Consider the following 11,614-nt stretch of genomic DNA (forward strand, 5'->3'; position numbering starts at 1 on the left):
TGGTAACTGCCCGTAAGCTAGCTGCTATGCAGCAGCGTTATGTCGGGAACAGTGGGTTCCGCGTGTCGTCGATGTCCCTCGGAACCATGTCCTGGGCGCAGGAAACCGATGAGCAGGACGCTGCCGAACTGCTCTACGCGTTTGTTGCAGCAGGTGGAACAGTGGTTGACACTGCCGCGTCCTACGCGCAGGGACGGGCCGAGGCGATGCTGGGCTCCATGCTCGGAGACGTCGTCGCCCGGTCCGAAATCGTCATCTCCACCAAAGCCGGCGTGTCGTCGTCGGAAACGCGCCGCAGTGTCAACGCCTCCCGGGGGGCGCTGCTTTCTGCGCTGGATGCGAGCCTGGCAAGGCTCGGAACGGATTACATCGACATCTGGTTCGCCCAGGAGTGGGATCCGAACGTGCCGTTGGATGAAACGCTCTCGGCTCTGGAGCTGGCACAGCGAAGCGGACGTGCCCGTTACGTCGGCATTTCCAATTACAACGGCTGGCAGACGGCCAAGGCCGCGGCAGTGGCAGGTTTTACTTTGGTGGCCAACCAGTCGGAATATTCTCTGCTCAACCGCAAAGCCGAGGAAGAACTTATCCCCGCCGTCGAGGACGCCGGCCTCGGCCTGATGACCTGGGCCCCTTTGGGGCGCGGGGTTCTCAGCGGCAAGTACCGGGGACAAATTCCCGCGGATTCCCGAGCGGCTCAGGGAAGGCTGGCAACGTACGTCGAGCCCTATCTGGAACCGCGGGCATCGCGGGTGGTGGAAGCAGTAGCGATGGCAGCACGTGGGCTGGGCCGTTCTCCCTTGGACGTGTCCTTGAGCTGGCTGCTGTCCCGGCCGGGGGTGTCCACTGCGGTTGTCGGACCCAGGAACGCGGTTCAGCTCAAGGAATTGCTGGATGCGCAGTTGGCGGTTCTCCCGGCAGAGATTGCACGTGCGCTTGAGGATGTTTCCGCGGCGTAAGGGTCAGCGCCGGTCCAGGATGTCCAGCAGGTAGCTGCCGTAGCCGCTCTTGGCCAGTTTGGCCGCCTGTTGCCTGAGCTCGTCGTCAGTCAGGTATCCCATTCGCCAAGCCACTTCTTCCGGCGCGCCGATCTTCAACCCTTGCCGGTTCTCGGTGGTACGGACGTAGTTGGAGGCATCATTGAGATCACTGAAGGTTCCGGTGTCCAGCCAGGCGGTCCCCCGCGGAAACTTCTGCACATGCAGCTGCCCAAGCTCCATGTATTTGCGGTTGATGTCGGTTATTTCCAGCTCCCCGCGCGGTGATGGCTGCAGCTCCTTTGCCATGGCGACAACGTTGTTGTCATAAAAGTACAGTCCGGGCACTGCATAGTTGCTTTTGGGTGCCGAGGGCTTCTCTTCAATCGAAATTGCCAGGCCTTTATCATCGAATTCCACCACGCCGTAGGCAGAGGGGTCCTTGACCCAGTATCCGAAGATTGCGCCGCCGTCGACATCGGCATAATGGCGGAGCTGGTTGCCCATGCCGGGACCATTGAAGATGTTATCGCCCAGGATGAGCGCCACTTTGCCGCTTCCGATGTGCTCCTCCCCGAGAATGAAGGCTTGGGCAAGTCCGTCGGGTGTGGGTTGACGGGCATAGCTCACATTGACTCCGAATTGCGAGCCATCCCCCAGGAGCTTCTCGAATTGGGGACCATCCGCAGGTGTCGTGATGATAAGGATGTCGCGGATTCCAGCGAGCATCAGGGTGCACAGCGGATAGTAAATCATTGGTTTATCAAAGACCGGAACCAATTGTTTACTGATTCCGAGCGTAATTGGATGGAGCCTGGAGCCCGTGCCACCGGCAAGAATAATTCCGCGCATCTAACTGTCCTCTCCCGCTGCACATCACCGTCAGGGACGGTTACGCTATGGCCATGCAGAGAATCCTTGTCACCGGCGGGGCCGGATTCATCGGATGCAATTTTGTTCACTTCATCATGGAGCACACTGGCCTTCATGTCACTGTCCTGGACAAGCTCACCTACGCCGGCACCATGGAGTCGCTCTCGGGACTGCCTTCAAACCGTTTCGAATTCCATAGAGGGGACATTTGCGACGGCGGTCTGGTGGACGCACTGACGGCCTCAGTGGATGCCGTGGTGCACTTTGCGGCCGAGTCGCATAACGACAACTCGCTGGATGATCCCCGTCCTTTCCTGGACTCCAACCTGATGGGCACGTTCACCCTGATCGAAGCCGCCCGCAAGCACGGAACACGCTTCCACCACATCTCCACCGATGAAGTGTATGGAGACCTGGCGCTGGATGATCCCCGTAAATTCACTGAGGACTCGGTGTACCGGCCCACCAGCCCCTACTCTGCTACGAAAGCCGGTTCGGACATGTTGGTCCGGGCTTGGGTGCGTTCGTTTGGCCTCCAAGCCACCATCAGCAATTGCTCCAACAACTACGGTCCATACCAGCACGTTGAGAAGTTCATCCCGCGGCAGATCACCAACATCCTCGACGGACTGCGGCCCCGGCTGTACGGCCAAGGACTGAATGTCCGCGACTGGATCCACGTGGAGGACCATTCCTCGGCCGTCTTGACGATCCTCCAACGGGGGCGGATCGGCGAGACCTACTTGATCGGGGCCAACGGGGAGCGGTCGAACCGTGAGGTGGTGGAGAAGCTACTGATTCTGAATGGACAACAGCCGGACGCCTACGACCTCGTCAATGACCGTCCGGGACACGATCTGCGCTACGCCATCGACTCCAGCAAGCTCCGCAGTGAACTTGGTTGGTTGCCCCGGTTCTCCGACTTCGACTCAGGCCTGGCAGAGACCGTCCGGTGGTACAAGGCCAACGAGCAGTGGTGGCGGCCCCAGAAGGCGGCCACGGAGTCAAAATACGCCGGCCAAGGGCACTAAGCCGTGGATGCCAGGGAACCAATCTCCGTGCCAACCCCCATTCCTGGGTTGTTGCTGTTCGAGCTTCCTGTGCATGCCGACGGTCGCGGGTGGTTCAAGGAAAACTGGCACCGAAGCAAGATGCTGTCCGCCGGGCTGCCCGATTTTGGTCCCGTCCAGAACAACGTCTCCTTCAATGCCGTTCCCGGCACTACCCGGGGCATCCATGCCGAACCCTGGGACAAATTCATCTCCTTGGCCTCCGGGCGTATCTTCGGGGCGTGGGTTGACCTTCGCGAGGGACCTACCTTTGGGGTCCTGTTCACCGCGGAGCTGACTCCGGGCCAAGCTGTCTTCGTGCCACGTGGCGTAGGGAACGCCTTCCAGACACTGGAACCCGACACCGCCTACACCTACCTGGTCAACGACCATTGGAGCCCGGAGGCCCGGAAGGATTACACCTTCTTGAATCTGGCCGACGAACACGTCTCCGTGCCGTGGCCGATCCCCCTCAGCCGCGCTGTGGTCTCCGAACAGGACAAGAACCATCCGCGCCTTGACCACGTTGCCCCGCTGCAAAAACGGCGGACTCTCGTCCTCGGAGCCGACGGCCAATTGGGGGCCGCATTGCGGCAGGCATTCGACGGCGACAGAACGGTCGACTTTGCCGGTCGCCGGGATTTTGACATCACCAGCGAGGAGTCCTTCCGGTCGCTGGCATGGCGCAGCTACTCCACGATCATCAATGCTGCAGCTTTTACCGCAGTGGATGCTGCCGAAACTCCGGAAGGCCGCACAGCTGCCTGGACCGTCAACGCAGCCGCCGTCGCCCGCTTGGCGAGTACCGCCGTCGAACATTCACTGACGCTGGTCCATGTGTCCAGCGACTACGTCTTTGACGGCACTGCGGAACTGCACACGGAAGATGAGGCATACGCTCCGTTGGGGGTATACGGGCAGAGCAAGGCCGCCGGCGATATGGCTGTGGCAGCCGTCCCGAGGCACTACATCGTCAGGACGAGCTGGGTTGTGGGTGACGGGAAGAACTTTGTTCGGACCATGGCCGGCCTCGCTGCCAAAGCAGCATCACCGAACGTGGTGGATGACCAAATCGGCCGGCTGAGCTTCGCGGTGGATATCGCCGCGGGTATCAGGCATCTGGTGGATTCACAGGCACCGTACGGCACCTACAACATCAGTAACAGTGGGGTGCCGAGAAGTTGGGCGGCAATCGCCGCGGAGGTTTATCGGCTTTGCGGTGCGGATCCGGGGCTGGTTCGTCCCGTCAGTGCAGCCGAGTACGCGCAACCAGGCACAGCTCCACGGCCGGTCCACAGCGTGCTGGACCTGGCCAAAATTACCTCCGCGGGCTTCACTCCCCCGGATGGGTCACAGCGTCTGGCGGAATACCTCAAGGGGTAGCGAACGCACGCGAGGTTGCGCACGTCCGGCTGAAACACGACGGCGGTTTACGGAATTGTGGAGCGGATGTCATCCTTTGAGGTACTCATCATTGGGTTGCGGAAGAAGATGACGTTATGAGGGCTCGCTACGTCACGACGATGGCCTTGACACTTGGCTTGCTGTTCTGGGCAAGTACGATTCCAGGAACTGTCCCACGCGTGGCTCCCCCTCCCCAGCCGGAACCCACAGCGACGTCCATGGAACCCGCAGCTGCGCTCCATGAGCTCCCGAGGATTCCGTGGGAGGGCGGCCCGGCATATTGGCGGCAATTTTCCAAAGCCGCCGCAGCCGGCTGGAATGACCCCTCCTTTTTCCCCATCGCCATCTGGTACGGCTCCCCCGGCAGCGATGCGCAACTGAAGTACGACAAAGCGCTGGGCATCAATACGTACGTTCAGGGCAACCCGGACGCGTCCAGTGCAGCCATCTCGGCTCACGGTATGTTTACCCTTTTCGCGCCCGCGGACGCTCCTGCCAACTGGGACCGGCAGGTGGGCAGCGTTCTGGATGATGAAGTGGATGGCAGGTATGAACCCGTGCCAGGCCTGGCACATATGAAGCAATTGGCGGCCCAGCACGATCCTGCAGTGACTGGCAGATTCACTTATGCGAACTGGACCTCGGGAATCGTCACCTATGACGTGCCCATGCAGTTCTCAACGGACTACTACAGCACCGCGAACGTGAACTCCGTGGACCAATACTTCTACTCCGTCCCGCAATGCGACTGGGGTGATGGCACGCTAAGGTGGCGGACGCCGAACGGACAGAATCCCATCACCGCATCGAACTGCCGCACCGCCTCAAGCTATGGGAAAATCATGCAGCTACAGCAGGAAGTCAATGCCGCGCGCGGTGTCCAGGCGCCGCTCTGGGCGCTCCCCACGGTGGTCAGCACCGGAGGCTCAACACGCGGCTACAAGCAGCTGGGCCCTGAGCAGGTCAAGGCCCAGGTGTGGGCGTCGGTTATTCACGAGGCGAGGGGAATTGTCTGGTTCAGCCAGTCCCCGGACCAACAGGAAGTCAACGATTGCATCACCGGTGACGCCTTCCAGGACGCCCGGAAACACAGCGCCGACTGCCTGAAGGCACAGGTCGCTGCAGTGGGGGTCGTGAACCACGCCATCAGCGCCTTGGCGCCGATCCTCAACACCCAGTCCTATGTCTGGGACTTTGGCGACGGAACAGACACCATGCTCAAGGCCAAGGACGGAAGCGCCTATGTCTTTGCGATGACCGACGATGGGGCCACCGGCAGCAGAACGTTCACACTCCCTGCCGGGATAACGGGTTCCACCGTGGAAGTGCTGGACGAAAACCGTTCCATTCCAGTACAAGGGGGGAAATTTACTGATGATTTCCCGAACGAGTACACGCATCATGTGTACCGCATCGCCCTATAGGGAGCCGAAGCGCCTCCGTAGCCGTAAAGGCCCGTGGAAAAGGCTGGCGAACACGGGAAAGTCGTCCTAAAGTAGCCCTACGGCAGCCTCTGGCAGGAGGCCGGGAGACAACTCAAGAAAACATGTCGAAATGGCGGGCCTGCCCGCCATCCGCGAATCCTGGCAGTGCAGCAGCCAGGGGTCGTGGGTCACATGGTTATGCCTTGAGCTTGACCCGATCCTGGAGCCAAGAATGCTGCTGCCGAAATCCCTGCCGACCCGGAAAGCAATTCACCGGGTAGTCCCCCACCTGACATTCCCCCACCGCGTGGCCCCACGCCCCGGAACCGCACCACGCCCCCTGGGCGCTGCCCCCGAAGACCCTTGGGTGAACCTGGGCGGCGTCGCGGTCAAGCTCATGGAATTCCAGCCAGCCATTGAGGAGATCCTTGGCAGGGCCAGCGGTGTCAATGCCCCGCCGTTGGGCGTGTGCTCTGCCAATCTGGACCATATCCGCCACTTTGGTTCAGGTGGCCGCTGGTCGGGCACCCTTGAAAAGTCAGGTGCCGTGGAGTGGTTGACCCTTGTCGACGGCGCCCCGCTGGCGACGCAGGCCCGGCGCCTGACGTCAAGAAGCTGGCCTCGGCTGGCAGGCAGCGATCTCGTCGGCCCCTTGCTGGAGGCGGCAGAGCGGAGGGGGCTTACGGTGGGTTTCCTTGGTGGGTCGGTGGAAACCCAGCGTCTGATCCGCGACAGGTTCAAAGTGGAACGGCCACAGCTGAAGATCGTTGGGTGGTGGGCGCCGGCGCGCACCATTCTTGGCGACCCCCAGGCTTCCCGCCGACTTGCGGGCATGATTTCGGAGTCGGCACCCGACCTTCTGATCGTCGGCTTGGGCAAGCCGCGGCAGGAACTCTGGATCTCGGAATATGGAGCCATGACGGGTGCGGGAGTCTTGCTAGCCTTCGGGGCCGTTGTGGACTTTCTGGCAGGGCACATCAAGCGGGCCCCGTCCTGGGTGAGTTCCAACAGCCTCGAGTGGGCCTGGCGGCTGGCACTGGAACCCCGACGGCTTGCCCGTCGATACCTCGTGGACGGACCGGAAGCCTACGTGCGGCTGCGAAGGAACAGCGGTTTGGCGCTGCCCCCGGTCGTCCCGGGGCAACGCCTGAACCCGGATGCCGCCCAGCAGGGCACCGCTGTCCACAGCGTGGATGTCCCGGAGCGTGAGCCCAGCCGCGCTCCGGGGTCCTTCATGCCACCGAGCTCCACCGCGGATGTCGCCGTCGTCGTCGTCACCTACAACAACGAGGACTCCATCGGGCCCTTGATCCTGAGCCTGCGCAAGGAAGCACAGGAGCAGTCCTTGAAAGTGGTGGTGGCCGACAACTCCCCCAACCACCGCACCATCAGTGAACTGTCCCGGCATCCGGACGTCATCGCCATCAGGACCGGGGGAAACCTGGGATACGCCGGCGGAATCAACGCAGCACTCTCAGCCGCCGGAGAAGCCCGTACCTACCTCATCCTCAATCCGGACCTCCGCGTCGAGGAAGGATCTGTGCTGGCAATGCGGAGACGCCTGGAACAGTCCGGGGCGGGAATGGTTGTGCCGGTCCTGTTGGAGGACGACGGCACCGTCTACCCCTCACTGAGGCGGGAACCGGGAGTTCTGCGAGCGCTTGGGGATGCGGCCCTGGGCAGCCGTTTTGGATCCCGTCCGGCGTGGTTGTCGGAGATGGATGTCGATGAGGAGAGTTACTTGCATGGGCATCAGGTGGAGTGGGCTACTGGCGCGGCGTTATTGGTGGACGCAGCGGCCGCCAAGCTGGTGGGTGCCTGGGATGAGCGCTTCTTCCTGTATTCGGAGGAAACCGACTACTGCCACCGCATGAGGGAGGCTGGATATTCCATTTGGTTCGAACCGGCCGCCCGGATGTGGCATACGCGGGGTGGATCCGGGGCTTCTCCGCAGCTCGTCGCCTTGATGTCTGTGAACCGTGTCCGATATGGGGAAAAGTATCTTGGGCCGGCGCGGCTGGTGGCCTTTCGTGGCGCTGTCCTGGCCGCGGAGGTGGCGCGGCTGGGGAAATCCGGTCACCGCGATGCTGCGTGGGCTTTGACAAGCCGACGGCGGTGGGATCGCCTCCCACATGCCGTGCGGCCAGTCGAAAGGGAGATCTAGTGGGTGCGGGGTATCCCTCGGGAGCGGTCATTATCCCCGCCCATAATGAGGCTGCGGTAATCGACAGAACCCTGGGGTCGCTGAGGGAAGTCATCAGCTGGGGAACTGTGGACGTCGTAGTGGCCTGCAATGGGTGTACGGACGCTACGGAAGTGATCGCGTCGCGATGGCAGGGGGTCTCCGTCCTGCATGTTGCAGAGGCGTCAAAGACCGCGGCGTTGAATGCCGGCGATCAGTGCACCGGCTTGTGGCCGCGCCTTTATTTGGATGCCGACATAGAGGTCAGCTCCAAAGCTCTTGCGGATGTTTTTGCAGCCCTGCAGGATGGAACTTTGTTGGCTGCCCGGCCGGCGTTCAGTTACGACACGCACGGAGCTTCGGGGCCGGTGCGGGCCTACTACCGTGCACGCGGCAGGATCCCGGGCAATGCGGAGGGACTGTGGGGCGCCGGTGCTTATGCGTTGAGTCGTTCCGGGCACAGCCGCATGGGCGTCTTCCCCGCACTGACAGGGGACGACTATTTTGTGGACAGGCTTTTTGATGCGCAGGAGAAGGCTGTCCTGCCCACGGAGCCGGTGATAGTCCGGACGCCCCGGACATCCGCTGCGTTGTTGGCTGTGTTGCGTCGCACCTATCGGGGTAATGCCGAACAGGACCAGGTGTCAGGCGGGGCCTCCCTGCTGCGGACGGTTCGCCAGTTGCTGGGGTCGGTTCGTGGACCTCGGACGGCTTGTGACGCCGTCGTCTATGCAGTGTTCGCGGTGGCGGGGCGCCGTCGTCCAAGGTCCCGGGCCTCGTCCCCCGTATGGGACCGGGATGAGAGTCGTCGCTAGAGGCCGTTGACTGTTGCTTGCCTGTGGTTGTTCCGGGATGGGTTCATTGCTCCCCTGAAGTGACCGCCTTTTCCTTGAGGTGTGCCTCAGCGGCTTCCCGGTGCGCGATCCTCCACAATGCACCTGATATGCCCAGCATGAGGAACAGGAGGCTGGCCGCCATGGGGAAGGCAAAAGCGTCGAAGAATCCAAAAGCAAGGGCAGCTGCGGCCACGCTGGCAAGTACCGATTGGCTCATTTGACGTAGCTCATTGTCCTTTGCTGCCCTGCGGGCCTTCCAGCCACAGATAATGCCGGCGAGAACCAGCATCAGGAAGGCAAGCAGACCGGCTATGCCAAGTTCCACCAGGAGTCCCAGGTATTGGTTGTCAACAATGACATAGGCCGGGAGAAAGGTGCCGAAACCACGTCCGAGGAACAACTGTTGGCTGGCCATTCCGAAGGCCGTGGCATAGCCGTTGGTCCGGGAACTGATACTGGGGTCATCGGTGCCGATAGTAAAGAGCCCGAACAGGGTCCCGATCATGCCTGGGGTCACCACATAGATCACTCCGACCAGCAGCGCCGAGACGACGACGGCCCGTCGTCGCAGTTGCTTGGGCCAGACCGGCAGGAGAATGAGAAAAGCCAGTGCCATGCAGATCAGGGCGGCGCGGGAGACGGAAAGCATTGCGGCAACGGCAATCAGGCCAACAGGGATCCACCAGAGGAGCCTGCGCTTGGAGGTGTCGTTCAGGGCCAAAGTAATGGCAATGGGAAGCGAGGTGGACAGAACTACCCCGTATTCGAGGGGATGCAGTGACATGCCAGCCGCACGGACGAAGCCGCCACGGGAATCGATGTTTGCAATCTCGGAGCTGAGGCTAAGACCGGGTATCCTGATCCATTCAATGAGGGATGAGCCGGTGGCGAACTGCAGCAAACCCAGTGCCGCTGTCAGTCCTCCCGCCAGGGCGATCCTGCGCAGCAGTGTCCTGACCCCTTCCCGGGTGGTCAGGCCATCGGTAGCTATGAGCAGGATTCCCGCCCAGCCCGCCAGCCTGATGAGCCCGGCGTCGGCGGGGCTGGCCTCGGTTTCGGGGAGACCTCTGACCATGGCGTATGCGTAGCTGGATGCTGCAACGATGAGGAACGCGGACAGTGCTGCCCGCAGGGGGTGGAATCGCCTGACCGACGGGGTGGTGCGCAGAAGTTGGTGCAGGACCCACCATGCCAAACCCAGGATCGCGAAAAGTGTGTTGGGCCGGCCGATGGAGCCGAGGGACGCGATGACAAGATTCGATGGCAGAGCGCACGTGAGTACCAGATAGATGGTGAGGAAGATCGGCGCATCCGATTTCCCGGTAGCCCCCTGGACACTGTCGCGATGAAGCAGCCCATTAGCCCGGTACACGGGATGTCACCTTATCCTGCTGCTGATCTGTCTGTGCCGCCCGGGGGCGTCGCGGCCGGGAATCGATGGCAACCGCGGCCAGGACTGACAAAGTGGCGGCAATGCCCATCCAGAAAACGGCCCCTTTCACGCGGTTTGTTTGCGTTCCTCCGCCAAACACGATTTCCGGACTTGAGGGAGATGTAAGGGTGGTGATCAGCGCTTGTTGCACGCCTGCTTCCCGTTGGAGTTCGGTGGAGGCCGCCTTGATACGCTCCACGACGTCACCCAGTACGTTCTTCACTGTCTGTGCACTGGAGTCAACCACCTGAACGGACAAGACAGGCCACCGGAAGCTCTTGGCCCACTGCCCGCCACTGTTGAGCAACGTTACTGAGTAACCATGCCGGACGCCGGCGCCATAGAGGGTCCCGCTGGACAGGGTGAGGTCAACCGAGGCCGAGTCGTAATTGACGCGTCGTTCCACCATGGCCGCAAAGTCCACCAGGGACGCATAGTCGTCGCCGGGGATCCAGTAGGCGGGTTCGCGGTCCGGTGCGACGAAGGTGACTTCGGCCTTGGTCCAGTAAACAGGCTCGGATGTCCGGACCGCCCCCAAGGACACAAGGCCAATGGCAAGGCCGAAGGCCACTATGTACCAGCGCCTGACCAGGATACGTAGAAGGATGGCGGCCGTCATGGTCATCCCGGCCTATAGGAGCTGGGCACCACGCTGGCGGTCTCTCCTGAGAGGTAGGCTGGATCGTCCGCCTTGGGGCGGCCGCCGGGCAGGCGTTCGGCAGGCGGGGACTTCTTTTGGCGTGCCGATTGCGGCGCCGGTGGTTTTGGTCCGGAGACCTTGTGGCTGGCCCCGGCGCCCTTACGGTGCTTCCGGGACAGAAGGAGTCCATCGATAAGCACTGTCATCACGACGCTGAAGGCCACGCCTCCGGCCGCAGTAACGAGCAGAAGTTGCGTACGCGCCTTGACCTCAGGGACTGCCTTGCTGTCTTCCAGCAGTTTCATGGTGGAAATGCGGGATGTGGTGGGAACGTTCAGGACGTCCTGCAGCTCCGTCAGGGCCACCGGGGCTTGGTTCATGACAGTGTCCAGAAGCCGGAGTGCCTGGTCGGCGTCGTGGGAAGATGCGGTGATCAGGAGGATTGCGCCGCTGGTCCCCTTGTCGGCTTCAGCCGTGAAGGTGGATGCCCCTGCTTGGTCGCGGATCTTCTCTTTGAACTCTTCGGAGGACATCTTGCGGGTGAGGATGTCCAGCGCCTCGCTCATGCCTCCAAGGCCCAAATAGGGGTTGCCGGCTTCTCCAACGCTCTTGGTCGAAGGCAGCAGAACCAGGCTCGCTTGGGCTTTGTAGTTATCAGGAGCGCTCTGCTGAAGGAAGAAACAGGCGCCGACGGTCAAGGCAAGCCCCAGGACGACGATGAACCATCGCCGTATCAGGCTTTTCAGTATCTTTTGTACCTGCATGTCCTGCTCTTGCCTTTCGTTAGGTGACTTCCG

10 protein-coding genes are annotated in these 11,614 nt (G+C 61.8%); 6 read left to right on the plus strand and 4 right to left on the minus strand.

Annotated elements, in window-relative coordinates; translation table 11 throughout:
- Positions 1 to 26 precede the first annotated feature (26 nt).
- A complete protein-coding gene (locus tag PQ627_RS00340; protein WP_274257724.1) occupies positions 27 to 959 on the plus strand; it encodes an aldo/keto reductase in 933 nt (310 codons plus the stop codon).
- 3 nt (positions 960 to 962) lie between these two features.
- Here PQ627_RS00340 and rfbA read toward each other — a convergent pair whose 3' ends face one another.
- Positions 963 to 1,829 (minus strand): glucose-1-phosphate thymidylyltransferase RfbA, encoded by an 867-nt coding sequence (rfbA, locus tag PQ627_RS00345; protein WP_144658838.1) that lies wholly within the window; start codon positions 1,827 to 1,829, stop codon positions 963 to 965.
- A 53-nt stretch (positions 1,830 to 1,882) separates the two neighbouring features.
- Between rfbA and rfbB the strand changes: the two genes are divergently transcribed.
- From rfbB to PQ627_RS00370, 5 genes are all read left to right on the plus strand, one after another.
- Positions 1,883 to 2,881 (plus strand): dTDP-glucose 4,6-dehydratase, encoded by a 999-nt coding sequence (gene rfbB, locus PQ627_RS00350; RefSeq protein ID WP_274257727.1) that lies wholly within the window; start codon positions 1,883 to 1,885, stop codon positions 2,879 to 2,881.
- Positions 2,882 to 2,908: 27 nt separating this feature from the next.
- The gene (locus tag PQ627_RS00355) at positions 2,909 to 4,282 is read left to right on the plus strand and encodes a sugar nucleotide-binding protein (RefSeq protein ID WP_274257729.1); all 1,374 of its coding nucleotides are present in this window, start codon (positions 2,909 to 2,911) and stop codon (positions 4,280 to 4,282) included.
- 200 nt (positions 4,283 to 4,482) lie between these two features.
- The gene (locus PQ627_RS00360; RefSeq protein ID WP_274257731.1) at positions 4,483 to 5,727 is read left to right on the plus strand and encodes a hypothetical protein; all 1,245 of its coding nucleotides are present in this window, start codon (positions 4,483 to 4,485) and stop codon (positions 5,725 to 5,727) included.
- Positions 5,728 to 5,857: 130 nt separating this feature from the next.
- Positions 5,858 to 7,891 carry a WecB/TagA/CpsF family glycosyltransferase gene (locus PQ627_RS00365; protein ID WP_274257734.1) on the plus strand — a complete coding sequence of 678 codons (2,034 nt, stop codon included), beginning with the start codon at positions 5,858 to 5,860 and terminating at the stop codon, positions 7,889 to 7,891.
- Positions 7,891 to 8,724 (plus strand): glycosyltransferase, encoded by an 834-nt coding sequence (locus PQ627_RS00370; RefSeq protein WP_274257736.1) that lies wholly within the window; start codon positions 7,891 to 7,893, stop codon positions 8,722 to 8,724. Before PQ627_RS00365 ends, PQ627_RS00370 begins: the two co-directional genes overlap by 1 nt.
- A 43-nt stretch (positions 8,725 to 8,767) precedes the next feature.
- Here PQ627_RS00370 and PQ627_RS00375 read toward each other — a convergent pair whose 3' ends face one another.
- The 3 genes from PQ627_RS00375 to PQ627_RS00385 are packed head-to-tail and all read right to left on the minus strand — an operon-like array spanning position 8,768 to position 11,581.
- Positions 8,768 to 10,117 carry an O-antigen ligase family protein gene (locus PQ627_RS00375; protein WP_274257738.1) on the minus strand — a complete coding sequence of 450 codons (1,350 nt, stop codon included), beginning with the start codon at positions 10,115 to 10,117 and terminating at the stop codon, positions 8,768 to 8,770.
- Positions 10,104 to 10,796, minus strand: coding sequence for a hypothetical protein (locus tag PQ627_RS00380; RefSeq protein ID WP_274257740.1), 693 nt, complete (start codon positions 10,794 to 10,796; stop codon positions 10,104 to 10,106). Before PQ627_RS00380 ends, PQ627_RS00375 begins: the two co-directional genes overlap by 14 nt.
- A gap of 2 nt (positions 10,797 to 10,798) precedes the next feature.
- A complete protein-coding gene (locus tag PQ627_RS00385; RefSeq protein WP_274257741.1) occupies positions 10,799 to 11,581 on the minus strand; it encodes a hypothetical protein in 783 nt (260 codons plus the stop codon).
- Positions 11,582 to 11,614 lie beyond the last annotated feature (33 nt).

The organism is Paenarthrobacter sp. AB444, assembly GCF_028736865.1.
Classification (GTDB): Bacteria; Actinomycetota; Actinomycetes; order Actinomycetales; family Micrococcaceae; genus Arthrobacter; species Arthrobacter nicotinovorans_B.

Bases quoted from the DNA above. Each gene is read 5' to 3' on its own strand.
- PQ627_RS00380 (WP_274257740.1), bottom strand. From the start codon at position 10,796: ATGACGGCCGCCATCCTTCTACGTATCCTGGTCAGGCGCTGGTACATA.
- PQ627_RS00385 (WP_274257741.1), bottom strand. From the start codon at position 11,581: ATGCAGGTACAAAAGATACTGAAAAGCCTGATACGGCGATGGTTCATC.
- rfbA (WP_144658838.1), bottom strand. From the start codon at position 1,829: ATGCGCGGAATTATTCTTGCCGGTGGCACGGGCTCCAGGCTCCATCCA.
- rfbB (WP_274257727.1), top strand. From the start codon at position 1,883: ATGCAGAGAATCCTTGTCACCGGCGGGGCCGGATTCATCGGATGCAAT.
- PQ627_RS00365 (WP_274257734.1), top strand. From the start codon at position 5,858: ATGGCGGGCCTGCCCGCCATCCGCGAATCCTGGCAGTGCAGCAGCCAG.
- PQ627_RS00340 (WP_274257724.1), top strand. From the start codon at position 27: ATGCAGCAGCGTTATGTCGGGAACAGTGGGTTCCGCGTGTCGTCGATG.